General features: G+C 63.2%; 24 protein-coding genes and 1 other RNA gene. 17 read left to right on the forward strand and 8 right to left on the reverse strand.

Annotated features, from left to right (window positions below):
* Window positions 1-18: 18 nt before the first annotated feature.
* The 5 genes from KBX18_RS02930 (at window position 19) to KBX18_RS02950 (ending at window position 5,182) form a co-directional block, all read left to right on the forward strand.
* Entirely contained in the window at window positions 19-1,155 is a 1,137-nt protein-coding gene (locus KBX18_RS02930) for a Nif3-like dinuclear metal center hexameric protein (RefSeq protein ID WP_005289420.1), read from the forward strand.
* A 9-nt stretch (window positions 1,156-1,164) separates the two neighbouring features.
* Entirely contained in the window at window positions 1,165-1,830 is a 666-nt protein-coding gene (locus KBX18_RS02935) for a C4-type zinc ribbon domain-containing protein (RefSeq protein ID WP_005289422.1), read from the forward strand.
* Window positions 1,827-2,978 (forward strand): bifunctional RNase H/acid phosphatase, encoded by a 1,152-nt coding sequence (locus KBX18_RS02940; protein ID WP_005289424.1) that lies wholly within the window; start codon window positions 1,827-1,829, stop codon window positions 2,976-2,978. The genes KBX18_RS02935 and KBX18_RS02940 overlap by 4 nt, the downstream gene beginning before the upstream one ends.
* Window positions 2,979-3,167: 189 nt before the next feature.
* Window positions 3,168-3,593, forward strand: an RNA gene (gene rnpB, locus KBX18_RS02945) — RNase P RNA component class A.
* A gap of 191 nt (window positions 3,594-3,784) precedes the next feature.
* The gene (locus KBX18_RS02950; protein WP_255994755.1) at window positions 3,785-5,182 is read left to right on the forward strand and encodes an RNB domain-containing ribonuclease; all 1,398 of its coding nucleotides are present in this window, start codon (window positions 3,785-3,787) and stop codon (window positions 5,180-5,182) included.
* Window positions 5,183-5,195: 13 nt separating this feature from the next.
* Here the strand turns inward: KBX18_RS02950 and KBX18_RS02955 are convergent, their stop codons facing one another.
* Window positions 5,196-6,404, reverse strand: coding sequence for a galactokinase (locus KBX18_RS02955; protein WP_255994756.1), 1,209 nt, complete (start codon window positions 6,402-6,404; stop codon window positions 5,196-5,198).
* A gap of 128 nt (window positions 6,405-6,532) precedes the next feature.
* Here KBX18_RS02955 and KBX18_RS02960 point away from each other — a divergent pair, with 128 nt between their 5' ends.
* The 3 genes from KBX18_RS02960 (at window position 6,533) to KBX18_RS02970 (ending at window position 8,073) form a co-directional block, all read left to right on the forward strand.
* Window positions 6,533-6,739 (forward strand): hypothetical protein, encoded by a 207-nt coding sequence (locus KBX18_RS02960; protein WP_005289430.1) that lies wholly within the window; start codon window positions 6,533-6,535, stop codon window positions 6,737-6,739.
* Between the two features lie 408 nt (window positions 6,740-7,147).
* Window positions 7,148-7,672, forward strand: a complete 525-nt coding sequence (locus tag KBX18_RS02965; RefSeq protein WP_255994757.1) for a hypothetical protein — start codon at window positions 7,148-7,150, stop codon at window positions 7,670-7,672.
* A complete protein-coding gene (locus tag KBX18_RS02970; RefSeq protein WP_255994758.1) occupies window positions 7,648-8,073 on the forward strand; it encodes a hypothetical protein in 426 nt (141 codons plus the stop codon). The genes KBX18_RS02965 and KBX18_RS02970 overlap by 25 nt, the downstream gene beginning before the upstream one ends.
* 214 nt (window positions 8,074-8,287) lie before the next feature.
* On the opposite strand, the gene KBX18_RS02975 is transcribed toward KBX18_RS02970, so the two are convergent.
* The gene (locus KBX18_RS02975) at window positions 8,288-10,009 is read right to left on the reverse strand and encodes a CYTH and CHAD domain-containing protein (RefSeq protein WP_255994759.1); all 1,722 of its coding nucleotides are present in this window, start codon (window positions 10,007-10,009) and stop codon (window positions 8,288-8,290) included.
* Between the two features lie 114 nt (window positions 10,010-10,123).
* Between KBX18_RS02975 and KBX18_RS02980 the strand changes: the two genes are divergently transcribed.
* From KBX18_RS02980 to KBX18_RS03005, 6 genes are all read left to right on the forward strand, one after another.
* The gene (locus KBX18_RS02980; RefSeq protein ID WP_255994760.1) at window positions 10,124-11,458 is read left to right on the forward strand and encodes a glutamine synthetase family protein; all 1,335 of its coding nucleotides are present in this window, start codon (window positions 10,124-10,126) and stop codon (window positions 11,456-11,458) included.
* 45 nt (window positions 11,459-11,503) lie between these two features.
* Window positions 11,504-14,563, forward strand: a complete 3,060-nt coding sequence (locus KBX18_RS02985) for a bifunctional [glutamine synthetase] adenylyltransferase/[glutamine synthetase]-adenylyl-L-tyrosine phosphorylase (RefSeq protein ID WP_255994761.1) — start codon at window positions 11,504-11,506, stop codon at window positions 14,561-14,563.
* 10 nt (window positions 14,564-14,573) lie between these two features.
* Window positions 14,574-14,882 (forward strand): hypothetical protein, encoded by a 309-nt coding sequence (locus KBX18_RS02990; protein ID WP_005289438.1) that lies wholly within the window; start codon window positions 14,574-14,576, stop codon window positions 14,880-14,882.
* Between the two features lie 33 nt (window positions 14,883-14,915).
* Entirely contained in the window at window positions 14,916-16,382 is a 1,467-nt protein-coding gene (thrC, locus tag KBX18_RS02995; RefSeq protein ID WP_255994762.1) for a threonine synthase, read from the forward strand.
* Between the two features lie 10 nt (window positions 16,383-16,392).
* Window positions 16,393-16,584, forward strand: coding sequence for a hypothetical protein (locus tag KBX18_RS03000; RefSeq protein ID WP_005289442.1), 192 nt, complete (start codon window positions 16,393-16,395; stop codon window positions 16,582-16,584).
* Window positions 16,585-16,653: 69 nt separating this feature from the next.
* Window positions 16,654-17,655 (forward strand): trypsin-like serine protease, encoded by a 1,002-nt coding sequence (locus KBX18_RS03005; protein ID WP_255994763.1) that lies wholly within the window; start codon window positions 16,654-16,656, stop codon window positions 17,653-17,655.
* On the opposite strand, the gene KBX18_RS03010 is transcribed toward KBX18_RS03005, so the two are convergent.
* The gene (locus tag KBX18_RS03010; RefSeq protein WP_255994764.1) at window positions 17,643-18,452 is read right to left on the reverse strand and encodes a hypothetical protein; all 810 of its coding nucleotides are present in this window, start codon (window positions 18,450-18,452) and stop codon (window positions 17,643-17,645) included. The genes KBX18_RS03005 and KBX18_RS03010 overlap by 13 nt on opposite strands.
* A 49-nt stretch (window positions 18,453-18,501) precedes the next feature.
* Here KBX18_RS03010 and KBX18_RS03015 point away from each other — a divergent pair, with 49 nt between their 5' ends.
* Together KBX18_RS03015 and KBX18_RS03020 are read left to right on the forward strand one after the other, a co-directional pair.
* Complete coding sequence (locus KBX18_RS03015) at window positions 18,502-19,026, forward strand: NUDIX domain-containing protein (RefSeq protein WP_005289449.1); 525 nt, start codon at window positions 18,502-18,504, stop codon at window positions 19,024-19,026.
* Window positions 19,023-19,631, forward strand: a complete 609-nt coding sequence (locus KBX18_RS03020; protein WP_255994765.1) for a GH25 family lysozyme — start codon at window positions 19,023-19,025, stop codon at window positions 19,629-19,631. The genes KBX18_RS03015 and KBX18_RS03020 overlap by 4 nt, the downstream gene beginning before the upstream one ends.
* On the opposite strand, the gene KBX18_RS03025 is transcribed toward KBX18_RS03020, so the two are convergent.
* The 4 genes from KBX18_RS03025 to glnA form a co-directional block, all read right to left on the reverse strand.
* Window positions 19,628-20,893 (reverse strand): hypothetical protein, encoded by a 1,266-nt coding sequence (locus KBX18_RS03025; protein ID WP_255994766.1) that lies wholly within the window; start codon window positions 20,891-20,893, stop codon window positions 19,628-19,630. The genes KBX18_RS03020 and KBX18_RS03025 overlap by 4 nt on opposite strands.
* Window positions 20,894-20,990: 97 nt before the next feature.
* On the reverse strand, window positions 20,991-21,926 hold the full coding sequence (locus KBX18_RS03030; RefSeq protein WP_255994767.1) for a TDT family transporter: 936 nt from the start codon (window positions 21,924-21,926) through the stop codon (window positions 20,991-20,993).
* A gap of 58 nt (window positions 21,927-21,984) precedes the next feature.
* Window positions 21,985-22,551 (reverse strand): hypothetical protein, encoded by a 567-nt coding sequence (locus KBX18_RS03035; RefSeq protein ID WP_255994768.1) that lies wholly within the window; start codon window positions 22,549-22,551, stop codon window positions 21,985-21,987.
* A 566-nt stretch (window positions 22,552-23,117) separates the two neighbouring features.
* Entirely contained in the window at window positions 23,118-24,527 is a 1,410-nt protein-coding gene (gene glnA, locus KBX18_RS03040; RefSeq protein WP_255994845.1) for a type I glutamate--ammonia ligase, read from the reverse strand.
* A gap of 104 nt (window positions 24,528-24,631) precedes the next feature.
* On the opposite strand from glnA, the gene KBX18_RS03045 reads away from it, so the two are divergent.
* Window positions 24,632-25,105: an RDD family protein gene (locus KBX18_RS03045; RefSeq protein ID WP_255994769.1), complete on the forward strand. Its 474-nt coding sequence runs from the start codon at window positions 24,632-24,634 to the stop codon at window positions 25,103-25,105.
* A 114-nt stretch (window positions 25,106-25,219) separates the two neighbouring features.
* Here KBX18_RS03045 and KBX18_RS03050 read toward each other — a convergent pair whose 3' ends face one another.
* Window positions 25,220-26,005, reverse strand: coding sequence for a DUF4191 domain-containing protein (locus tag KBX18_RS03050; protein WP_255994770.1), 786 nt, complete (start codon window positions 26,003-26,005; stop codon window positions 25,220-25,222).
* Window positions 26,006-26,030 lie beyond the last annotated feature (25 nt).

The following is a 26,030-nucleotide window of genomic DNA, read 5'->3' on the forward strand; positions in this document are numbered from 1 at the left end:
CAGCCTAAACTGGTGCGCATGACTACCGTCGGCGATGTTGTTCACGCACTCGAGACCGCCTACCCGCCGCGTCTCGCAGAAAGTTGGGACGCGGTGGGGCTGATCTGCGGGGATCCGGCAGAGCCCGCCCGCAAGGTCGTGTTCGCCCTCGACTGCACGCAGGCCGTCGCAGAGCGCGCAGTGGAACTCGGCGCTGACCTGCTGGTGGTCCACCATCCACTGCTCATGCACGGGGTGACCTCGGTGGCTGCGAACACGCCGAAAGGCAAGGTCGTGCACACGCTCATCCGCGGCGGTTGCGCGCTGTTCGCTGCGCACACGAACGCCGATTCTGCGCGCCCGGGCGTTTCTGACAAGCTCGCCGAACTCGTCGGCATCACGCCCGGCCGCCCCATCAAAGTTGTCGACCCAGCCGCGCAGGACCTGTGGGGCGTTCACATTCCGCCCGGCGACGTCGACCGCGTCATGCAGGCGCTTTTCGACGCAGGCGCCGGCCACATCGGCAACTACTCCCACTGCGCCTTCGAGTGGGACGGCCGGGGCGGTTTCACCCCCGAAGAAGGCGCGGATCCAACAGACGGCCACGTCGGTGAGCACTTCACCGGCGAGGAAACCCGCGTCCAATTCGTCGCACCGTCTTCACTACGCGGCAAGCTCACAGCGGTACTGCGTGGGGCGCACCCGTATGAGGAGCCGGCATTCGACGTCGTCACGCTCGAGTCCACCGTGGACCTGGAGACGGTGACGGGGCTGGGGCGCGTCGGAAAGCTCGCGGAGCCGATGACTCTGCGCGCGTTCACGCAGCAGGTCGCCGATGCGCTGCCGGAGACTGCGTGGGGCGTGCGCGCTGCCGGTGACCCGGACCAGATGGTGCAAACGGTGGCAGTGTCATCGGGTTCGGGCGACAGTTTCCTGGACGCTGTGTCCACGCTCGGCGTGGATGTGTACGTCACCTCTGACCTGCGCCATCACCCTGTCGACGAGCATTTGCGCGCCGGCGGGCCTGCCGTGATTGACACTGCGCACTGGGCCAGCGAGTTCCCGTGGACGAGCCAAGCCAGCGAGGTTGTCGCGGAGGCGTGCCCAGAGGTAGAAACGGAGATCATCACTCTGCACACCGACCCGTGGACTATTTCCGCGCACCCGAAGAGTTAGGAGACAACTATGCACCTGGATCCCGACAAGCAACGCGACCTCCTGGCCCTCGCGGAGGCGGAGCGCTCCGCCGCGCACCCCAGCAGCTCCCCGGAACAGCAGGAACTCGACGAGCTGCTGGCGAAGCGCCCGTCCCTGGCCAACGCCGCGGCCGCCGCGCAGCTCGCGCTTGATGACGTCGAAGCAGACATCCTCCGCATCCAGGAGGACGAGCGCAAACTGAAAAAGCGCGAGCTCGACGACAAGCACCAGCTCTCCGCGGAGACCGACCCGGAGCGCCGCGAGGACCTCAAGCGCGACCGCTACGCCGCGAAGTCCCGCATTGCGGACCTGCTGTACGAACTCAAGGAAGCCCACGGCGAGGTCAAAGCCCTGCGCGGTAACCGTGACCTTCGCGCTCAGACCCTCGCGGAGCTGGATGATCGCATCGAAGCCGCCCGCCGCGCCGTTGACGCCCTGCCGGAGGAAGAGCCGGTAGACATCGAGGCCCTGCGCGCGTCGTTGCCGGCCGACGTTCTCGGTGTCTACGCCACTGTCGGCGCCGCGCACTTTAATGGCCGGACCTGCGGTTCCTGCTTCCTCCAGCTCCCGCCCGCGGAGCGCAACGAGGTGCTCGCCGTCCCCGAGGACGAGCTTCCCACCTGCCCGAACTGCGGAACGTTGCTCATCCGATGAAGGTCACCCTCTACACCGACGGCGGTTCCCGCGGCAATCCGGGAGTTGCGGGTTCCGGCAGTGTGCTTTACGACGCCTCCGGTGCAACGCTGGCCGAAATCGCCTACGTCGTAGGAAAGAAATCCTCCAACAACGTCGCGGAATACTGCGGTCTGCTGCGCGGGCTGGAGGCCGCGCGGGATCTTGGGGCCACCGACGTGGACGTGTTCATGGACTCCAAGCTGGTCGTCGAGCAGATGGCCGGCCGGTGGAAGATCAAACACCCGGACATGAAGAAGCTGGCTTTCGAGGCCCGTGACCTGGCCGCCGGGTTCGACTCCGTCACCTACACCTGGGTGCCCCGTGCGAAGAACAAGAAGGCTGATGAGCTGTCCAACGTGGCGATGGACGCCGCCGCAGCCGGACATGCGCCGGGGATAATTGATGCGACAACAAGTGGGGAAGGTGCTGGTGAAAAAAGCGACAAGCCTGGTGCCTCCCATACCGTCGGCGGACCCGCCCACTGGTCTGGCACATCTGCCGCAGACGCGCCGCGTACCCGTTTCGTGTTGCTTCGGCACGGTCAAACGGAACACTCCGCACGCAAGGCGTACAGCGGTTCCTCGGATCCGGCTCTCACGGAGACCGGGCAGGAGCAGGCGCGCCGGGCAGCGGCAGCACTGGCCGAGATGGGCACGATCGACACGATCATCGCTTCCCCGGCCACCCGCGCCCAGGAAACTGCAGCCGCCTGCGCGGAAGCTCTCGGTATGCCCGCCGAGAAGATCGAGACCGTCGAGGGGTTCAGGGAGGTCGATTTTGGCTCCTTCGAGGGGCTGACTCGTGCGGAGGCCGAGAAGCAGTTCCCCGATGAATTCGCAGCCTGGATTGGGTCCGCCAACCAGGCACCGCCGGAGGGGGAGTCCCTGGCCGGCTTGCACCGCCGGGTCACGCGGGCGCGCCTGAAGGTCCAGGAAAAGCACGAGGGGAAGACCGTGCTCGTGGTCACGCACATGACCCCGATCAAGTCTGTGATCAGGCAAGCGCTTTCCTCGGGCCCGGACACCTTCAAGCACATGTTCTTGGACTTGGCTTCGATCTCCGTGGTCGAGTTCTACGGCGACATGGGTGTGCTGCGCTCTTTTAACGACGTCGCACACTTCCGCTAAAGCAACCCCTGTGGACCCGGAATACTGCTGGGCACTTTCCGGAATACTGCTCGGTTAAACACCCTGGTCAAAAGCATGCATTCTAGCGCATATGTCTGAGCGGTATTCCAGCCCCACGGCCCCGGCTCCGCCTGGCCCAGGAGAACTTCCGCAAACTGCCCGCCCAGGGGTACAGTTACGCCTTGCGAGTGAGTCGGCTGGGTGATCGCGGCTCCGCGAACCATTCCACAGGAAAAAGGCGCGGGTCGAGGAAAGTCCGGACTCCACAGGGCACGGTGGTTGCTAACGGCAACCCGGAGCAATCCGCGGGAAAGTGCAACAGAAAGTAGACCGCCTGCGCTGCGCACGGCATCGCCGGGTGCAACGCAGGTAAGGGTGAAAGGGTGCGGTAAGAGCGCACCGGCGTGTGCGGTGACGCATGCGGCCAGGTAAACCCCACTGGGAGCAAGGCAAGAACCCCTGCCTTTTGGCAGAGGTCGTCGGACGTGATGAGGCTGCCCGCCCATGTTCGAAGGTAGCTGCTCGAGACGCTCAGTAATGAGCGTCCTAGATGGATGATCGCCGCGCTGGGCTGCGCTCAGGGAACAGAATCCGGCTCATAGGCCGGCTCACTCGCCCTGTTTCTCACGCGGACGACTCGGCTAACATTTAGTTTGCAGCGGGCTGGAATCGTATTCGGAAAACACCAGGTCAAATTTCCTGGCCGGGGCAAGCATGCAAACTATATCTGGAGAGGTGCGCGGCGTGTGCAAGACACCGCAAGTGAACCCCGCGCTCAAGAGTGTTTTCTGCAACAATTGGCCGCTATGAAGCTTTACGCCGCCCCTCTCGACTTCCGCGCGATTGCCGCTGAGTTCGACGTCCCCACGGAGTTCAGCCCCGAGCTGCATGAGGCTGCAGCAAACGCGACTGACCGGCATGCGGGGGAGCGTATCGACGCCCGCGACATCCCGCTAGTCACCATCGACCCGGCGGGGTCCATGGACCTGGATCAGGCGGTGTGCATCGAGAAGCATGGCTCCGGCTACCGCGTTTTCTACGCGATTGCGGATGTGGCGGCGTTCATTGAGCCGGGAAGCCCCCTGCACGAGGAGTCCCTGGTGCGCGGCCAGACGATCTACCTGCCCGATGAACCTGCCCGCCTCCACCCGGAGGAGCTCAGTGAGGGCAGTGCGTCGCTGCTTCCGGACGTCGATAGGCCAGCGGTGTTGTGGACGTTCGACCTTGACGCCAACGGCGAGCTCGCCAGCACGCACATCGAGCGGGCGGTGGTGCACTCCGTTGCGCGACTCGACTACGACGGGGTCCAGGCAGACCTCGATGCCGGCCGCGTTCACCCCTCTATCGCGCTGTTGCCGGAGGTCGGCGAGCTGCGCGCAGCGTCGTCACTCCGACGCAGGGCGATCAACTTGCGCGTGCCGTCGGTCCGCGTCGTCGAGCTTGACGACGGTCAATTCGAGCTGGTCATCGAACCTCGCCACAAAGCCATGGACTACAACTCGGAGATCTCCCTGCTCACGGGCATGGCGGCCGGAGAGATGATGCGCGAGGCGTCGGTGGGCTTCCTGCGCACGTTGCGGCCCGCAGAGGAATCGGCCGAGAGCATGTTCCGCACCGAGGCGCGTGCGCTAGGTTATTCGCTTCCCGACGGCGCCAACATCGGCCTCTTCCTCCACACCGTCAACGCCGCCACGCCCCGGGGAATGGCCGTGATGCGCGAGGCCCAGAAGTTGCTGCGGGGTGCCGGGTATGTCGACCTGACCGAGAAGGAACCAGAGGTTCATGCTGGCATCGGCGGACACTACTCGCACGTCACCGCACCGCTGCGGCGTCTTATTGACCGCTACGCCACCGAGGTCTGCCTGGCCCTTTGCAAGGGCGAGTCGGTTCCGGAGTGGGTGGAGCAGGATGCCCCGCGCGTGATCAAAACGATGGGCCGGACGTCCCAGCTGGCGAACTCAGTGGACCGGGCGTGCCTCAACCTCACCGAGGCCACAGTGCTGCAGCCGTGGGTGGGCCACAACTTCAACGGCGTCATCCTGCGGACCGACCAGGAGAACGACGAGGCCAGGGTGTTCGTCATCGACCCGCCCGTGCTCGCCGATTGCCTCGGCCACCCCGAAGAGCCCCGCGAGGCCACCATGTCCCTCATTCGTGCGGACGTGGAGGAACGCGAGGTCGTGTTCGCCTGGCCGGCGGACTAGCTTGCAGCCTGCGCTAGGATAAAACCTTCGCGGCCGAGCCCTGTTGCACGTCCATCACGTCCAGCCCATCGTCGATCAGGTCGGCGATCGCGTTGCTCGCCTTCTCCGCCGGCACGTATGCGAGCACTGCCTGAGACATGCCGGCAGCAGCCGGGCGCGCGGCTGTGGCCCCGCGCAGCTCCAACAGCTGGATCAACTGGTCGGGCACCGATAGGCCCGGGGTGGGCAGGGGCTGGTCGAGGACGGCGAAAAAGTCGTCGATACGCATGCTGCGTAAGGCCTTCGCTGCGGCAGCCGCTTGCTGCGTTTCCGCCTCGCTGAACGTCACCCACGCGCGCGCAGTTTCCGGGGTCGGGGCGGAGTCCGCACCGTAGACTTGGCGGCGCGCGTCGACCCACTCGACCACACGATCCACCGCTTCGGGCAGCTGGCGCAGGGAAGGGACGCCGAAGTTGGCGCAGGCGTCGTCGATAAGCGTGCGGCCTTCTGTGATTGCCTGATCGGCGAAAGACTCATCGGACGGAGCTGCGACCGAGAAAATTGCGACGCCCGCGCGGCTGGGGTGAGGCGCCTGGGTGAGCGAACCGTCCGAATAATCGATGACGCTCACCGATTCCTCCGCCCCGCGCAATGCGGCCGAGTGGCGGGCACGCAGTACGGGGACCGGCGAAAAGGTTTTCGCAGACTGGCTGGCGATCTCCGCGATGCGGGTGCGCAAGGGTGCGGAATCAATCTCTTCGTCGTCGGCGAGCAGGGCAAGCCCCAACGCTGCATCGGCTGCGTGCAGCGCGCCAAGCCCGGACCCCAGCGGAATGTCACTGACCACGGTGATGTCCATGCCGGCGGTCTCACGCGACAGCATCTGCCTACCGACGAGCGTGTGCACCAGCCCGCCGAAGCGCACCGCGTAACGGCTATCCGTGTCCGGAGATTCTGCCAGCTCCGCGACCTCCGACGTTGTGGCCGTGTCCTCAATGACCCTCGAAGCAAACTCGGCGTGGACTGAGATCGTGGCATCGGTGCGCGGGCTCACCGCCACGGCCGCCCGGTGCCAAGCCAGCCCGGCAATGGTGATCCCACCGAAGTGGTCCGCATTCTCACCCACCACGATGAACGTGCCCGGCGCATCCGCCGTGTGCTTCGGATCCCTGCTGGTGACTTCGCGGTGGACCTTGGCGATGCGCTTTGAGGCGGGGGTGAAGTCAGCAGTCCATTCGGCCATGACAGTCCTTTCCGAGGGGAGGATTTCTCACACAACAGTACCAACCGCGCATGTAGCCTTGAGGTGATCCCGGCGGCACGCCGGAAAGTGTTCGGCGCGAAGCCGGACAGATACTGAAAGGATCCCTTATGAGCGACGAAAAGTTCTACTTCAACCCCTCCACCGGCGAAGTCACCCAGGGGAAAGTCGGCGGCTGGGATGACCGCATGGGCCCCTACGACACCCGCGAGGAAGCACAGCGCGCACTCGACACCGCCGCGGAGCGCAACAAGCGCGCCGAGGCCCAGGACGAGGCTGACGACAACTGGGGCGAGCCCGCGTCCTGGGAGAAGTAAGCGGTAAGGGGGTCCGGTAGGGTTGGCCTGGCCGGGTTGGCCTGGCCGGGTTGGCCTGGCCCCGCGGAGGCCATGAACCTCTGTCTATGAACCGAGTGACTTCACCGTGCTGTCCGGAGCGTCTCAATTCATAGGCAGAGGTTCATGGCATAGCGCTCACAACCCGCCCCGCTCATGGTGCCCCGCTTCGTTCAGCCGTGTCCGGCCAACGCCCGTGCCAACGCCGGAGCTATTCCCACTGCTTCACTTTACGGACCGACTCGAAAAATCTTCCCTGCCACGGAACCGCAGGTCAAACCCCGTAACAGCCGACACTAACAGGGGCGCTTCTGTGGATAACTTACGAAATTCCACAGGTTGAAAGCGTCCGCCTCGACGCGCACCCGTCCTGGTCGCAGACTTAAGACCATGGATGAAAAGTCTCGGGGGCAGTTGGCGGACCTGATCATCAATCTTCGCGCCACACCTTTCGGCGACGAAGAGGTAATTGCGGGCCTGAAGTCCGGTTCACTGACGAAGCTCAGCCGTGACAAAGCCATTCAGACGGAGATCTACCGCTCGCTTGAGGAGCACGAGCGGGCATTCATCCGTGCGCTTGCTGTGGGCAGGGGAGCGCACCGCGCGCTGCTCACCGGGTTTTCGGCTGCGCGGATTCACGGAATGTGGGTGGCAGGACAGTGCAGGGCTCCCGTTGAGTTGGGGTTGAAGAAGACTCCGCCTCGGAGCCAGTGGAATCCAGGCACGGTCTATAGGCGGCTCGATCTCCCGGATGATCGAATCGTTTCGATTGGGGGCGTGCGGACCCCTCGTCTGTTCAGAATCTTCGCTGAAATCGCCCGTCATCACGGATTTCCGAACGCTCTTGTCGCCGCCGATTGGCTGCGCAGAAAGGGGTGGATCTTCACTCGATGCGTGAAGAAGCGGAACTCCTAGGTCGCTTTCCTGGCATTGAGGTGGTTGATCGCGCGATCGAGCACTCCATTCACAACTCTGATTCGGCGCTCGAGCCGTACGCACGTGGAATTCTCATCGAAGAACGCTTGCCTGTTCAGGGACAAGCATTGCTTTGCGACGGTTCCTACCGCACCGACCTCCTCATCGGCACGACCACAGTTGTTGAAATCGATGGGGATGAAAAATACTTCGGAAAACACGGGCCGACCAGCCACGTACTGGTGGATGAGAAAAAGCGTGAAAACCGGATTCGGAACACGGGAAAGAGTGTGCTGCGGTACGGAGCCGATGACTTGTTCAACCACAGGGATCGGTTCGTGAGGGAAGTACGGGCGGATTACGAGCGGCATCTCAAACGTGACAGCGCCCAGCGACCGTAACTACGCGAACCGCCGTGGTGCCATGAACCTCTGTAAGGTCCGACCCGCGGGAGTGCCATGAACCTCTGTAAGGTCCGAACCGCCGTGGTGCCATGAACCTCTGCCTATGAACTGAGAGGATGCCGGTTTCAGAGAGTTGCTACTCAGTTCATAGGCAGAGGTTCATAGCGTCTTGCGGATCGGGGCAGATCGGGCCGGATCGGGCCGGGCGGCGCTACTTCTTCTTGCCAGACTTGACCGGCTTGACCTTCTTGAAGGCCTTCTTCACCTCAGTGATGGCGTCCGGGTACCCCTTGAGCGCCTCGTTGCCGCGGGCGATCTCCCGCTGGAAGAGCATGCCGTAGGCGAAGGTGTCCTCGCCGCGTTTGCGGGCTTCGCCGGCGATCTGCTGGATCCGGTCGCGGGAGGTCACCGCGTCCTGGAAATCGCCGAGGGCCTCCTGGAGCTGCTTGCACGCCTTCGATAGCTTTCCGGCGTTCAACCCACTGTCCTTGGCGGCGTTAGCGGAGTAGCGCAGCTTCTTAGCAGCTTTGCGCACATCGTGGACGTACTCTTCACGGTCGTGAAGGGGCAGGGAGGTGTCCTGGTAATACTTCTCGGCCTTCTTCTGGCGCTTCATCAGCTTCTTGTAGCCGGTGGCGAGGTGGTCGTAGAGGATCTCCTCGGGCTCGGCGCCCTCAGACTCATCAGCTTCAGCCTCCACCTCGGGGAGCTCGAAGTCCGCGGCGGCGGAAGGGGACTCGGCGTCGAATTCGGCAGCGTCCGAACCCGGCAAGGCGTCCGGCGCACCTGCGCCAGGCACCGGCTCCCCACCGAGTTCTGGCGACAGGGGTGGGTTGGCCAACAAGGCGTCGATGTCGTCGAGAAGCTGGAGGTAGCGGTCGGAGTCGAGGGTGCGCACGATGCGGCGGTGGGCGCGCTCGTACTCGCGGCGCATGTCGCCGCGGATGTGCTCGTCGGCATCCGGGTCGACCATGCCGGTGTCATCCGATTCGAGTAGGCCGACGAAGCGCTCCTCGACGACCTCGGCGTCGCGGGCGGTGCCCAGCAGGGAGGCCAGCTCCTTGAGCTCGGACTCAAGGTGGGACAGCTGCGGGCCGGCAAGGATGCCTTCGAAAGTCTCCATCAGGGAGCGAAGCTCACGGGTGGCTACGCGCATCTGGTGGACGGAATCCCATTCGTCGTTGCGGACGCGGGGATCCCACTCGACGAGCTTGTCACGCTGGGCGCGAAGCGAGTCGACGACGGCCTTGGCGGGGGAGTCGTTGGAAAGCGGCGTGACCGAGGGCGGAACCGGCGCGTTGTTCACGGAGGTGCCCAGGGCGGTGGCGAGCTTGGAAGCGGATGCGGACTTGCGTGCACCCGCGTTGATCAGCACCGTCGTGGCCTCGTGGATAAGTGCGCCGCCGTCTAGGGACTCGGCGAGGGCCGGGCCGAGCTCGACCTCCCACTCGCGCCAGGAGGTTTGCTGGCCACCGGGCAGCAGGGACCATGCGGTGACGCGGTCGTCGCAGAACTCGGCGACGACGCCGCCGTCAGCACCCAGCAGCTGTGTCTCGGCGCGGTTGTTGTCGATCTGCGCGATCGGCGCGAGCGGCTCACGGCGCACAATGGCGCGCACGGCGGAGAGCAACTGAGCCGGCGGCGTGGACAGATCCTCCAACGGCGCGTGCAGCTCCAAGCGGCCGTGGGTGGCGGGCAGCTTCAGGTGCCAGCCGTCGTCGTTACCGCCCGAGCGCCGGCGCAGGGTGATCTTCGCGCGGGTGAGGCGCAGGTCCGCAGTGTCGTAGTAGATCGCGGACAGGCTGTGGTGCGCGGTGTGGCCGAGCGTGTCCACGCCACTCAGCGAAGACAGGTCCGGCGCTGCAACGGAATCGTCGACGGCGAATTTCGCCTCGACCTCAAGAAATGTCTCAGAACCCAGTCCAGAACTCATGGTGATATCGCCTTTCGAGCAACTTTCGTGCGAACGGAGGAATTTACCTCTAGTTTACCTAAGGACCATGCGGCCCGGGGAAACCTAGCGCGCGTCCCCGCTACGCTGGTTGCCATGAACAGCCAACAAGAAAACGTCCTGCGCGACGTCGAAGAACGCGACATCCGCTTCATCCGTCTGTGGTTCACGGACCTGTTCGGTTCGCTGAAGACTGTGATGATGTCGCCGGCGGAGTTGGAGACCGCATTCGACGAGGGCGTCGGCTTTGATGGCTCGTCCATCGAGGGCTTTTCGCGCATCTCCGAGTCGGACACTCTGCTGCTGCCGGATCCGTCGACATTTCAGCCGCTGCCATTCGACATGGATGACGGAATGCAAACAGCCCGGATGTTCTGCGATATTTCCATGCCGGACGGCAGCCCGCTCTACGCCGATCCGCGCCAGGTCCTGCGCCGGACACTGAACAAGGCTGCCGATGACGGTTTCGAGTGCGTGGCCAGCCCGGAGATCGAGTTCTTTGTGCTCACCGAAGGCAGCGATGACAAGGAGCCGAAGCCTGTCGATGACGGTGGCTACTTTGACCAGGCGAAGCGGAATGCGGCGCCGCAGTTTCGTCGACAAGCGATCTCCGCGCTTGAGTACATGGGCATTGTGACGGAATTTTCGCACCACGAGGGCTCACCGGGGCAGCAGGAAATCGACCTGCGCCACACAGACGCGCTGACCATGGCGGACAACATCATGAGCTTCCGCTACGTGGTGAAAACCGTCGGTGAGGCGAATAATGTGCTGGCCACGTTCATGCCGAAGCCGTTCCGCGAGCACAACGGCTCGGCGATGCACACTCACCTGTCGCTGTTCGAGGGTGACTCGAACGCGTTCCACGACCCTGACGATGAATACTCGCTGTCGACGACCGCCCGCCAGTTCATCGCCGGCGTCATCGAGCACGCCAGCGAGATCTCCGCGGTGACCAACCAGTGGGTGAACTCCTACAAGCGCCTCCAGTTCGGTTCGGAGGCGCCCACGAGCGCGACGTGGGGAGTGTCCAACTCGTCCGCGATGGTGCGCGTGCCCACCTACCGCCTGCACAAAGAAGCTTCTCGACGCATCGAGGTCCGCACCGTCGACTCCGCCGCCAACCCCTACCTCGCGTTCGCCGCAGTGCTCGCGGCAGGGTTAGATGGCATCGACAAGGAAATGGAGCTGGGCGAGCCCGCCGTAGACGACGTGTTCTCCCTGACCCGCCGCGAGCGCCGCGCGATGGGCTACAAGGACCTGCCCGGCTCCCTCGACGAGGCACTGCGCGAGCTGGAGAAGTCCGAGTTCATGGCAGAAGTCTTGGGCGAGCAGGTCTTCGAGTTCTTCCTCCGCTCCAAGTGGGACGAGTGGCACCAGTATGAAGACCAGATCACGCAGTGGGAACTGCAGACCAATTTGAATCTCTGATCGCTCTGTTGCAGAGCTCCAGAGATCCAAAGGAGGTAAGAAGAAATGGCCCGCAAGACCTCGCCGTCACCTGCGCAACTATCCCTCAGCAGCACGAATGCCGCCGATGATCTGGAGCGGCTCGGCTGGACCGACAACGACGTGCTCTACACGCTCGGCGCGGCCGGTAGCCCCGACCTGACGCTCAACACGGCGTACCGTCTCGCGGAAGCGCTCGGTGATTCCTATGAGGAGCTGCGCCAATCGCTTATCGACGATAAAACCCTCCGCGTCCGGCTCTTCGCCCTCCTAGGAGGATCGACCGCGCTCGGCGACCACCTTGTAGCCCACCCCGAGGAGTGGAAACTCCTGGCGGAGCCGTTGCCAGACAGCAGGGAGATCTTCCACGCCATGCTCTCTGCCGTGGATGCGGTACCGGAAGACGGCGACCCGACCGCGACGGAAGAGCTGGACGCGCCGGGCACCTACCGCGCTGCTGAGGCCGGCAACGACGCGAAGCGGGCGTTGAAGGATGCCTACCGCACGCTGGTGATGCGGGTCGCCGCCGCTGACTTGGCGGGAACCTTTTCATCCTTCAAGGGCGTCGGCGGGGACCAGGAGGAGCTGACGTACCGGGAGGTCACGGAGCTGCTCACCGTCATTGCCGATGCTGCGCTGACCGCAGCCTTGGCGGTGGCGATGCGCTCCGTCCACGACGACGAGAAGGCCGACGGCAAACTGGCCGTCATCGCGATGGGCAAGTGCGGCGCCCGGGAGCTGAACTACATCTCCGACGTGGACGTCATCTTCGTGGCCGAACCGGCTGACGCGAAGGCGACGAAGGTGGCCAGCGAGTTCACGGCGATCGGCAATTCGGCATTCTTCGACGTCGACCCGAATCTGCGGCCGGAGGGCAAGTCCGGTGCGCTGGTGCGCACCCTCGATTCCCACGAGGCGTATTACAAGCGCTGGGCGGACACGTGGGAATTCCAAGCCCTGCTCAAGGCCCGCCCGATGACGGGCGACATGGAGCTCGGCCAGGAGTACCAGGAACGGTTGCGGCCAATGGTGTGGGAGTCGAGCCAACGCGACTCCTTCGTTGAGGATGTCCAGGCCATGCGCCGCAGGGTGCTGTCCAACGTCCCGGAAGACATGCGCACCCGCGAGCTCAAGCTGGGTTCAGGCGGCCTGCGTGATGTCGAGTTCGCCGTGCAGCTCCTCCAACTCGTGCACGGGCGTATCGACGACACCCTGCGCACCCAGAACACCATCGAATCTATCGAGGCGCTCTCCGCCGGCGGGTACATCGGCCGTGAAGACTCGGCCCGGCTCATCGAAGCCTATGAGTTCCTTCGGCTGCTCGAGCACCGTCTGCAGCTGCACCGCTTCCGTCGCACCCACACGCTGCCCGCGGAGGACGACGCGAAGAACCGCCGCTGGCTCGCCCTGACCGCAGGGTTTGTCTCCACCCCGAAGACGCCGGCTGTCGAGGCGATGGAGAAGCACCTCAAGGGCGAGCGCAAGAATATCTCCGACCTGCACTCACGCCTGTTCTACCGTCCGCTGCTCAACGCCATTGCGGGGATGAGCATCGGTGAGGCGTCGCTGACCAAGGATGCTGCCGTCGCTCAGCTCAAAGCACTCGGCTACACCCACCCGTCGCGCGCGTACGAGCACCTCACCGCCTTGGCCAAGGGGACGTCGCGTAAAGTGAAACTGCAGGCCATTTTGCTTCCGACTCTGATGACCTACCTCGGCGACACCGCCGACCCAGATGCCGGCCTGCTCAACTACCGCAAGCTTTCAGAGGCGGCGAACGACAGGTCGTGGTTCCTGCGCATGCTTCGCGACGAAGGCGTTGTCGGTGAACGCCTCATGCACATCTTGGGGACATCCCCTTACGCGGCGAATTTGATTATCAGTGCGCCGGACGTCGTCAAGCAGTTGGGCGACGGTGCCTCGAAACCGAAACTCTTGGACACGAACCCGGACCGTGTGTACAAGTCGCTCATCGCGGCCACGAAGCGCCACGCTGACCCGGACAAAGCCGTCAATGTGGCCCGATCGCTGCGGCGCGCGGAACTGGCGCGCATCGCGTCGGCCGATCTGCTGGGCATGATGAGTGTGCGCGAGGTGTGCGTGCAGCTGTCGTGGGTGTGGAACGCCGTGCTCGAGGCAGGGTTGCGGGCGGAGATCCGCGCCGACCTGATCGAGCGTGAGCTGGAGGAACCGTTGGCGCAGATCGCCGTGATCGGCATGGGGCGCCTCGGCGGTGAAGAACTCGGGTACGGGTCCGACGCAGACGTCATGGTCGTTGCCGAACCGAGCGAGGGTGTCGCAGAAACAGACGCGTTGGCGTGGGCAAAGAAGATCATCGACCAGATGCGCAAACGCTTGGCCAAACCGTCCAGCGACCCGCCGCTCGAAGTCGATCTGGGGCTGCGCCCGGAAGGGCGTTCCGGCCCGGTGGCGCGAACCATCGCCAGCTACCAGCGCTACTACGACGAATGGGGCGCGGTCTGGGAGAAACAAGCCCTTTTGCGGGCCACTGTGTGCGCGGGAGATGTCGAGGTGGGGAAGAGCTTTCTCACAGCCATCGACAAGTTCCGTTACCCGGAAGGTGGGGCTAACGCCGCGGAAATCAAAGAGATCCGCCGCATCAAAGCGCGCGTGGACAACGAGCGGTTGCCGCGCGGCGCCGACCGCGCCACGCACACGAAGCTCGGCCGCGGCGCGCTGTCCGATATTGAATGGACAGTCCAGCTGCTCACGATGATGCACGCCGATGCGTACGAGGAGCTGCACAACACCTCCACTTTGGAAGTGCTCGACTTCCTGGTCACAGATGAGGCGAACGGCATTATTGAGAACACGCAGGCGCGGAAGCTCACAGATGCCTGGCTCATGGCCACCGCTGCACGCAATGCGTTGGTCCTGGTCACGGGCAAACGCATCGATCAGTTGCCCGGTCCGGGGGCGCAGCTCAACCAGGTTGCAGGTGCGGCAGGATATGACCCGCAGGACGCGCAAGCGTTCCTGGACCGCTACCTGAAGGTCACGCGCCGGGCCCACCGCGTGGTGGAGGAAGTTTTCTGGGGCGAAGAACCGTCCTTCGAGTTCGAGTAGCGTTGAGCCCATGGCTATGAATCTCTCGATCGATCTGCAGGACGCGACCTTCGGCGACTTGGTCGCGCTCATCCGGGCGGCGCAGGCGGCGGGTGTGGACAACGCCACGAAGTTGGAACTGGAAGACACAACGCTGCTGGTGAACATCGTCGCCCCGGCAGTGGGTTCCGCGAACCTTGCCACGGCTGAGGACTTTGGGGGTGCGGACGGACCGTCGGGCCGCCACTCGCGCGGACACGAACCGCTGCCAGTGCTGGGGGACAGCGCGATCCGCAGCGTCATCGACATCCTCACCGGCAGGCAGGAGCCTCCCCGCTAAGCGTGTCCTGTGCGGCGGGTAAACTTCTTTAGCGTGGATTACATCTCAACGCGCGACACGTCGAAAACCCCGTACAAATTCACCGACATCCTGCTCGGTGGTCTCGCCCCGGACGGTGGCCTCTACGTGCCCGTCGCGTACCCGCGGATTACGCCCGAGCGTCTTGCGCAGTGGCGCACCCTGTTGGACGAGAAGGGTTACGCCGCTTTGGCCGCCGAAGTGGTCAAACTGTTCGTCTCCGACATCCCGCCGGTGAAGATCGAGGAGCTGACGGCCAACGCGTACCGCACCCCGGTCTTCGCCGATGAGGAAATCGTGCCCGTCACGTCGTTGGAAGACGACATCTACCTGGCGCACCTGTCGGAGGGACCCACGGCCGCCTTCAAGGACATGGCGATGCAGCTGCTCGGCGAGTTCTTCGAGTTCGAGCTGGCGCGGCGCGAAGCCACCCTCAATATTCTCGGCGCGACCTCCGGCGACACCGGTTCTTCTGCCGAGTACGCCATGCGCGGCCGCGACAATATCCGCGTGTTCATGCTCACTCCAGCAGGCCGCATGACCCCCTTCCAGCAAGCGCAAATGTTCGGCCTGGATGAGCCCAACATCTTCAACATCGCCCTCGACGGTGTCTTCGACGACTGTCAGGACGTAGTCAAGGAGGTCAACGCCGACGCCGCGTTCAAGGAGAAGTACTACATCGGCGCGGTGAACTCGATTAACTGGGCCCGCCTGCTCGCCCAGACGATCTACTACATCTCCACCTACCTCAAGGTCACGGCGGCTCCGGGTGAGGGGGAGGAGCCGCAGCAGATTTCCTTCTGTGTTCCCACCGGCAACTTCGGTGATATCTGCGCAGGTCACATTACGAAGCAGATGGGTTTGCCCGTCGACAAGCTCATTGTGGCGACGAACGAGAACGATGTGCTCCACGAGTTCTTCACCACGGGCCAGTACCGTCCGCGCTCCGCTGCCGAGACGCAGGCGACCTCCTCGCCGTCGATGGATATTTCCCGCGCATCCAACTTCGAACGATTCATCTTCGATGTGCTCGAGCGCGACGCAGATCGCACGAGCGACCTGTTCGCGGTGCAGGCGAAGGCTGACGGCTTCGAGCTCGAGGACTACCTCATGGAGCAGATCCGCGCCGATTACGGGTTCCTGTCCGGCAAGTCCACGCACGCAGATCGCTTATCGACGATTCGTGCCACCCACACCGACCACGACGTCATGATCGATCCGCACACCGCAGACGGTGTCTTTGTCGCGCGCGGTGTGGCGGACCGAGTGGACACCCCGATTGTCGTGCTGGAGACCGCGCTGCCGGTGAAGTTCTCCGAGACCATCGTGGAAGCGACTGGTGTGGAACCGGATGTTCCGGAGCGCTTCGCGGAAATCATGGATGCGGACCGCCATGTCGTGGATATGCCGAACAACGCCGAGACCGTGAAGCAGTACATCGCTACAATCGCCGACAGCAACGCAGCCGAGGACAACGAGTAGAGGAGCACCCATGGCGCAGGAACAGTTCGCAGGCCCCGACCACTACACCGAGTTCGACCCGGAGAAGTTCGTCCGCGACCTGAAGGTCCAAAAGTCCGTGGATGAGGACGACAAAGGCGGAAAAGCTGCGAGCGAGAAAGATGCCGCTGGCATCGACGACACCGCCGCGAACGCCGATTCTGACTCCGCCGATCAGGTGTAACCACCACGGGTTGACCCAACGGTGACGCAACCATCTATGCATCCGTCTGAGCCCCCGCGGGAGTACCCCGTGCAGGGGAGCGACGAGCTGCCCGTTCATTACCAGCTGCAGCCGCTGCCTCAGCCACAGCCGCATCCGCAGCGCGGGTCGAGCGACAGTAGTTTGACACTGTGGTCGGCGCTGATCGTCATCATGACGTTCGTTGTCGCCTCGGTGGTGTGGCTCGGCGTGAGCACCTCGGATTACCCGACTCTCACCGTCGAGGAGCGCCAGGCGCGCGAGGATGTCCGGACCCCCGGGGAGCCGGCGGCTGATGCACCCGTAGAGGAGCTGCCGGGGACCCCCGTCATCCAGCCGACGTTCGCTCTGTGGGCCCCGGGCACAAAGATCCAGTCCACGCAGCATTACCCCCAGCCAGGCGAAGTTTTCACGGCGCAGTCATGCACTGTCGCGTTCAGTTTCAGCGCCGACGACGGCCGCAACTTCGCCGTCACCGCGGGCCACTGCGGGCGCGAAGGCGACCTGGTGTGGCCGACGAACGCGGAGACGGTGCACGACTTTTCTGTTGAAGCGGGCCGTTATATTTACTCGGGGCTGTACAGCGATGAAAACGGTGACATCGATGTGGGGATCATTGAGATCACTGACCCGAACCGCTTCATGGATCTCGTGGGTGACCCGATCGACACCGGCCTGTACAAAGGCAAGATGGAGCCCGGCGAGCGCATCTGCAAAACCGGCGGAACCACTGGGTTAACCTGCGGAGAGTTCAAGGCGACGGAGCGCATCCAGGTAATCCGCACGGAAGCGGATGTGGAGCGTGAAACCCACGGCGACATCGCCAACGTGTGCGCCCTGCCCGGTGATTCTGGCGGCCCGGTGTTCTACATCGTCGGTGACCGCGCCACGATCATCGGCGTGGTCTCGGGTACTGAAGCTGGCCGTGCGCACGAGGAGTGCGACATCCCCGGCGCAGAGACCAAGATGATGAGCTACTCCAACCTCAACCAGGTCATGGAAGTGATTCGTCGCGTTGTCCCCAACGCTACGTTTTCAGATCAGCGCTGGTGAGATTCGCCCGTGAGCTCTTCTGTCGTTGCGTAGTCGGGCTTCCCGCGAGATTTGACCACACGGTGCACTTCGTTGGGGCTGTAGGTGTACAGGTTGATCTTCTCGATCGCGCGGGGCCGGCGCAGCGGGTTCCACGTCTCGTGGATCTTCTCGGCGACGTCATTAGAGTCGACGAACCAGTTCATGGTCACAGCGTTCTTGTGGCCGCGGTTGGGGTGGTTGGCAAAGTCGATTGAGTCCGCTTTGCCGTCGAGAGCAAAGGTGAGCATGCGCTCGATCGTCTCCGGAGGCAGCGAGGTGTAGCAAAAGCCGTTGAAGGTCACGCGGGTGTTATCTGGGGTTTCCAGAGCCATTGCGTCCAGGCAATTCTGCTCGAGCAGCCGGCTGATATGTCCTGTTAGCTCCGGCATCATGCCGAGCGCTTCCTCGGACACAGTGCCGGTGACTGCGACGCCGGTGTAGGTGCGTGCCGTCGCGGCGTCCTGGATGAGGTAGGAGCGTATCGACGATTTCACCTGCTTCTCATCCGTGCCCGGGGGCGCCGGCTTGGGTTCTCGGGTGACAGCGACCTTGTCCTCCTCGCCCGGACCGGTCACCGTGGTCACCGGGGTGGTCGTGGACTCGGTGGTAGTGGTGCTGCTTCCACTCGTCCCCGTTGTCGCCGTAGCGGAAGCTGCACGTTCTTCGGCGCCGGACTCGTAATTGAACAGCCCAATGGTGAGGACCACGCAGATAACAAGCAGGGCACCGAACCCGACGATGAAGGCTGGGGTGGGCAGGCTGCGCAGGTCTCTCATAGTGCTTCTAAACTTTAGCGCCCTTTGCCCGCAACGTAGACTTGGCGGTATGCCCATTCCAGATTTCATTGTGGAGACTCGCAAGAAGATCGGCCATGACCCCATGTGGATCCCCGCCGTGTCGGCGTTGGTCCTGCGGGATTCCACGGACGGTTCCGCATGGGCAGTGCCGGAAATTCTGCTGGTCAAAAGGGCAGACAACGGGAAGTGGACCCCGGTGACGGGGATTTGTGATCCCGGTGAGGAACCGCAGGACGCGGCTGTGCGCGAGGTCATGGAGGAAACCGGTATCGAGGCTGCTCCCGCGGCGCTGATTGGTGCTGGTGCCATTGGCCCGATCACCCATGAGAACGGCGACCAGGCGAGCTACATGTCCATCGCGATCCGCCTTGAGCCTGTCGACGCCGCCGCGGCCCCGCACGTCGCCGACGACGAATCGACGGAGGTCGGCTGGTTCTCTGTCGCCCATATGCCGGTCACGGACCCAAAGTGGCGCCTTGTCATTGCCGACGCGATCGCCCAGCGCAAGCACCCGGCTAATTTCTCTCCGCGCATGGGATTCACCAAGCGGTGACGGGTCCAGGCTCTCGCGTCCAGTTCGGGGTGGATGTCAGCGAGCACCAGGATGGCATCAGCCTCGTGCGTGCTGCAGCCGAAGGCATCGAGTTCGCGGTGGTGCGCACCACGGATGGCACGTACAAAGACCGCACATACCGCTCGCATATCGACGATGCCTCCCACGCCGGCATCGCAGCCGAGTCCTACCACTACCTGCGTAACCCCTCGGAGGGCACCACGATCGCTCAGCAGGTCGAGGCATCCCTCGAGGTGATGTCAGACGCGCAGCGCCCGGTGTGGCTGGATTGTGAAACCCCTGCGGGACTCCACCTTGACCACATCCGCGAGGCGCGCGATCTTTTCTTGCAAGCGGGTGTTCCCGTGCGTGGCATCTATACGTACCCGCACTTTTGGCGGTGGCGGATGCTCGGTGCCGACACCCGGGAGTTCGGCCAGGTGTGGTTAGCCCAGTACGGACAAAACCCGGCCGGTCCGCCCGCGGAGATCTACACGGGGGAGTGGCCGGGTGCCGTCGGCAAGCAAGCGCCCGCAATGTGGCAGTTCAGCTCGCGCGGTCACGTTGCTGGCTTCGAGGTCGACGTGAACGCGCGGACGAACTAGCGCGGGTTCTCCTCGGTACCGGTCGAGGAGTCAGTCTCCGGGGAAGGACCTGTCGATGTGCCGGCTGAAGTGCCGCCTGAGGTGTCACCCCACGTGGACTGGCCGCCAGAAGACGGGACGTCAGACGACGCGGTGCCAGAGGACGATACGTCCGTCGTGGACGAGGTGCTCGAAGGCTCGACGCGGTAGCTGGTGCTGCCGGACTGCTGGGTGCTGCCGGACTGCTGGGTGCTCTGCTGCGGTGGCTGGAACCCCTGCTGGTCCTGCTGGTACGGCTGCTGGAAACCCTGCTGCGGCTGCTGGGCGGGCTGGCCGTATGGCTGCGGTTGCTGGAAGCCCTGGCCTGGCTGGCCTGGCTGCTGGAAACCCTGCTGGCCTTGCTGGCTCTGCTGCTGGAACTGCTGCTGCGCGTTGCGCTGCTGTACCTGCTGGACGGAATTCTTCGCCTTGGCGAACTGGCCTTCAATGCCAGAACGGCCCTTGACAAGCAGGAAGATGCTCAACGCCAGAGCCAGGATGCCGAAGAGCAACCACATCCACCACCCGGCGCCGAGGGAGGTGTAATCGTCGCCGATCGAGCTAAAGAAGAAGAACAGGATGCCGGAGAGCTGCAGACCAGCACCGATGATACCGAGAATGGCACCGAGCTTTTCCTTGCCCAGGAAGTAGAGAACCGTCGCCGCGATGTAGCAGCCCAGAGTCAGGACGGTGCCGATGCCGATGAGGAAGGTGCCCGTCACTTCCTCCTTGAGCGCTGCCTCACCGAGACGGCCGAGGCCAGAACTTTCGACGCTGAAGGCACCCCACCAGTTGAGCGTTCCGCCGATGGAGCCCAATCCTTCAAAATCATCAAGGTCGACAATAGTCCTGGACACAGTCATGAAACTGGTCAGGAAGCTCAGCAGGAAGAACCCGAGCATTGCCCAGGTAGGCCATACCGGCGTTACCTTCGGCGCCTGCATCGTGCCGCCGGGCTGGCCTGGCTGCGCGCCCCACTGCGGCTGGCCCTGCGGCTGACCCGGCTGATTCGGCTGCGCGCCCCACTGCGGCTGGCCCTGCGGCTGGCCCGGTTGCGCGCCCCACTGTGGCTGGCTCTGCGGCTGATTCGGCTGATTCGGCTGCGCACCCCACTGCGGCTGGCCCTGCGGCTGATTCGGCTGATTCGGCTGCGCACCCCACTGCGAGGGGTTTGGCTGGTGGCCGGGTTGCGGACTGCCCCACTGACCTGCGGAGTTAGAAGCGGGGTTGTTCGGTGTTGTCATGGTGACCTTTCCAAAGATGAAGTTTTCGGTCTTTAGACTATCCGAAAAACTTCCAGCGGAAAGGATTAGTCGGAGATTCAACCCCGGCCGCAGTTAATTAGGCTCGGCCTTCCTTTACCCAGCCGATGAACCTGCTCGAACACAGCGACCAGTGAATGATGAGCAGAACGGGAATGCTCAAAGCAACAGTGTCGAGCCAGTTAGAGCCGTTGACCAATGCGACCTGGTGTCCGCCCATGCTCACCGTTCCCGGCGGGAACGTGCAGGCCCACCATGCGGGGGAGTAATCCACCCAGCGCACGACGTTCGGGTAGAACTTCACCATCGCGAAGATCGCAAGGGGAATGGCGATCACCAACGCAGTTAGTCCGTAGCCGATGGAGTAGTGGCCGGGGTAGAGGAGCTGAATTGCTGTTGTCGATTGGCCGACAACGCCGAGCGGAACCCATGCTGTTGCCGAGTTGGCACCGCTGAGATCTACGTTGCCGCGCCACAATTGCCAGTAGACGTAAATGAAAATCGGCACGGCGGTGAAGAAGGACATCACGAAGAAAACGGTGCCCATCGTGTGGTAGAGCTGCCCGTAGTCGCGGGCGAGCCACGCGCCCACAGACGACGAAATCATCGGGCCAACGAGGGGGAGACCCCAGGTGAACTTTGGGGGTCCTTCAAAACGCGTGAGCTGAATTGCCCACGTGATCACAGTGGCCGGCGCTCCGATCCAGAACCCGATCAGGCGGAAAACTGTGTGGCCGGTCAGCCCCGACATTGCCGCCCCCAGGGCGAGGATGCCGATGAAGAACATTGACCACGCTGCCATGGAGGTGCGGCGGAAACTCGGTTGGCGGTAACGCACGAAACCGACAATGAGAACGGCCAGGATCCCCCACGCGATCGCGGCAAAGATGCCGGAAGCGATCCTCAGGTCGAGTTCGACGAGGAGGCGGGAAACGATTGAGGTTCCCATGAGACTGCCGCCCCATTCGGGTCCAGGGGGCGGCAGTTGGCGGAATTTGGCAGGCACTCTGGGCATCGTAGTCCTCGGCTCGTGGAGTATCTACTCGGTTCGTCTCGTGCCCCCCAAACGGCCGTTAATAGGCAGAAGGATAGGGTGTACCGGCTTGAGGGGGTTGTACTGCGGGGTATTTCTTGCCGCCTGCAACGAGAACAACGATGTAGAAAATGAAGCCACCAACCGAGGCTGCGAGGAAGAGCCACAAACCAGTGCCCGGGGTGACCGTGAGGTTCTCTTCCATTTCGGGGGCAACGGATATGAAGAAGAAAATCAAGCCTGTGCCCGCCATCTGAGCAAGAGCGGCGAGGATGCCGGGTAAGGCAGATAGCCGGTTGTTGAACAACACGCATATCACGGCAAGTCCTGCCAACACGAGAACCACGATGACGCCGCCACTGATCACGCTGATCAACGTCTGGAAGTCCTCGTCTTCAACGAGTTCCTGCCTTTGTTCCTCTTCGGCTGCCTCGATGTCGTAACCCAGCGCGTCTTCGTCGAAGCCGACGGCATCGAACTCCACGTGCCCCCACCAGTTCAGGGTCAACCCAACATAGCCATCGGCGTCCACTCCTTCTGGCAGCATCAGGGAGCTCACCCCGTATTCGTTCGCAAGATCCTCCGTCGTCATTTTGGCGATCATCATCGGAAGGAACGTACTGCCAAGGATCAACAAGAAAAGGGCGATCACGCCGAGCTTTGGCCAAACGGGGGAACGACCCTCCAACCCGGCGTGGGGATTATATGGCGCATACGCAGCGCTTGGCTGGGCGGCAGGGGTGTACTGTGGCTGGGGTTGCGGGGTGTACTGCGGCTGGTTTGTGTATTGCGGGTAACCGCCTTGGGACGCATGCGGGGGCTGAGCTGAAAACGGGTTGTAGGGGGTACTCATAGTGCGGGCCCTTTCGGACAGTTCAGGAAAGTTCGACAACGAAGCCTAACCCACAGACCGGGCTCGTGAGGAGTGAGCCAGTCGCGGTCTACGAGGTCAATGCGAACGTGTTTCGCGTGACCAATGCATACGCGACAGCTGCTGCTGCCACGGTTGCCAGGAGAGATATCGCAAGATCGCTTGTCGACGCTGTCGTCAGACCCGCTCCGCTCACCCCGAACGCTTCCGGCGCGTAGCCGAACGTATTGCCCACCGCGTGAACCGCCGTCGCCGCCGCAATTCCGCGGGTGGTGTAGGTGAGGAATGCCGCGCACAGTGTTCTAGACGTCGAAGTACAGCTCGTACTCCAGCGGCGTCGGGCGCAGGCGGTTTGGCTCGATCTCGAGGTCGTACTTGAGCTTGATGTAGGTCTCGATGAGGTCCTCGGTGAACACGTCTCCTTCGGTGAGGAATTCGTGGTCCTCCTCCAATGAGGCCAGGGAGGCCTCGAGAGAGGTCGGGGCCTGCGGGATGGACTTGGCCTCTTCCGGCGGCAGCTCGTAGAGGTCCTTGTCCACCGGCTCGTGCGGCTCGATGCGGTTCTTCACACCGTCCAGACCGGCGAGCATCATCGCCGCAAAGCCGAGGTACGGGTTGCCCGACGGGTCCGGAGCGCGGAACTCAATGCGCTTAGCCTTCGGGTTGGAGCCGGTGATCGGGATGCGGATCGCGGCGGAGCGGTTGCGCTGGGAGTACACGAGGTTGATCGGCGCTTCAAAGCCCGGAACCAGGCGGTGGTAGGAGTTCAGCGTCGGGTTGGTGAACGCCAGGACAGCACCAGCGTGGTGGAGGATGCCGCCGATGTAGAAGCGGGCGATGTCGGACAGGCCGCCGTAACCGGACTCGTCGTAAAACAGCGGCTCCCCGTCCTTCCACAGGGACTGGTGGGCATGCATGCCGGAGCCGTTGTCGCCGGCAATCGGCTTGGGCATGAACGTCGCGGTCTTGCCCCACTGGTGCGCGGTGTTCTTGATGATGTATTTGAAGGTCTGCAGGTCGTCGGCAGCGTGCAGCATCGTGTTGAACTTGTAGTTGATCTCCTGCTGGCCGCCGGTGCCCACCTCGTGGTGGAAGCGCTCGATTTCAAAACCGGCGTTGGCCAGGTTGAGGGTCATGGCGTCGCGAATATCCATGGTCTGGTCGACCGGAGGGACCGGGAAGTATCCGCCCTTCATCGGGGTCTTGTGGCCTAGGTTCTGCGAACCGTCGTGCTCTGCTTCGCGGGAGCGGTTCCACCAGCCCTCGATCGAGTCGACCTCGTAGAAGCTCTTGTTCGCTGCGGTGGAGTAACGGACCTTGTCAAAGAGGTAGAACTCCGCCTCCGCGCCGAAGAAGCAGGTATCGGCGATGCCGGTGGATTCCAGGTACTCCTCGGCCTTGCGCGCGACGTTGCGCGGGTCGCGGGAGAATGCCTCGTGGGTGAACGGGTCGTTCACGAAGAACTTCACGTTCAGGGTCTTCGCCTTGCGGAAGGGGTCGATCTGCGCGGTTGCCAGGTCCGGCATGAGGATCATGTCGGACTCATCAATCGTCGTAAAGCCCTTGATGCTCGAACCGTCGAATGCGAGACCTTCTTCTACTGCATCCTCGTCAAACATGGATGCGGGGATGGAGAAGTGGTGCTCGATGCCCGGAACATCCGTGAAGCGGACATCAACGAATTCCACCTCTTCGTCTTTGATGAACTTCATTGTGTCCTGGATGTTGTCGAAGGCCACGGGGAAAACTCCTTGATTGCGGATCAGTTACCCCATCGATCGTACCGAAAAATCGATGTCCTCTATCCTTGACATCTATGGCGAACCCCAAGAAAAACTGGCGCGACGGGCCCGAGCTCAACACCGGTGATGCCTGGGCCGAGCCTGGCGAATGGCCGGGGCAAAACCTTGGCCTGCCGCAAGAGGGATCTGGGGCGCAAGCGTCAGTCTTGCGGCGCTCTGGCGCGGTACTCATTGACTGGGTGATCTGCTGGATCATCGCCGCGTTCATCAACATGTACACGTCCGGGCTCGGCGACGTGCCCACGCTGAGGTATCTGCTGTGGATCGTTCTGGGCATTGTCACCGGATGGCTGTTCGCGCGGACACCGGGCATGGCTGTGCTGGGCATGGGCGTTGCGCGTATCGACGACCCCGGTAACCCCGTCGGTCTGTGGCGCGCCGCTGTGCGCACGCTGCTCACCGCGTTCATCTTGCCGGCAGCGATGGTTGACGCTAACGGCCGCGGCCTGCACGACCGCGCAACTGGCACGACAGTCATCCTGAGCTAGAAAGCTAAGCGTTGATCGGGCGGGGAGTGCCGTCGAACTTCCTGTTGAAATCGATGTAGCGCGAGGGATCTTATGGCGAACTAGGTGCGCCCGCAGTGCGCGCGCACAGGGTGCTTACTTGCCTTGACGCTGCTGCATACGGCGCATTTTGCGGTTCATGCCCGACATGTTCTGCGCCTGGTGCGGCATTGGACCCTTCGGCAGGCCCTGCTGCTGCCCGCCACGGACGTTATCCATCGCCTCCAGCTTGGCGTTCATAGAGTAGACCTCGTCCTTTTGGTAGTTCTTCGGCAGCTTCAACAGGTGGCGCTGCAGCTTCTTCGGTTCAACCTGGCCCTCGCCGCTGCCGACGAATACTTCGTGGATGGGCACGCCGCCGATGAGACGGTCCACGCGCTTGCGTTCTTTGTCCATGAGCGGCTTCAGCCGCTTCTCGTCGCCTTCACCAACCAAGACCACGCCCGGGTTGCCTACCACGCGGTGCACGGCATCCATCTGCGGCGTCGCGGCGACAGCCTTCTTGGTCAGCCACACGATGCCCATCGTGTTCTTCATGTTGTCCAGCGTCCAACCGGCAGCGCCCGGCGTATCGCCGATCTCTTCGTACATGGAGCCTTCAAGACGGCGGGTGAAGATGAACATGGCCAGCACGAAACCGAACAAGAGGCCGAGCACCAGCAGGAACCACTTTCCGCCGGTCAGCATGCCCAGCAGGAAGAACGCCAACCCGACACCGAGGATCGCCAGCAGCATGTACGGGATGAGCTTCTTATCCCGCTTGCGCTGCATGTTGAACGCCTGCCACACCTGCGAGCGCGTCTGCTTGCGCTGGGAGCGCTTCGCGGTGCGTTGCTCTTTCTTCGCGGTCTTCGCTGCGGCTGCTTGCTTGTCTTTGGCCATGGGGACAAGCCTATCAATCAGCATG

It is taken from the genome of Corynebacterium sp. CCUG 69979, assembly GCF_024454095.1.
Taxonomy (GTDB): Bacteria; Actinomycetota; Actinomycetes; order Mycobacteriales; family Mycobacteriaceae; genus Corynebacterium; species Corynebacterium genitalium.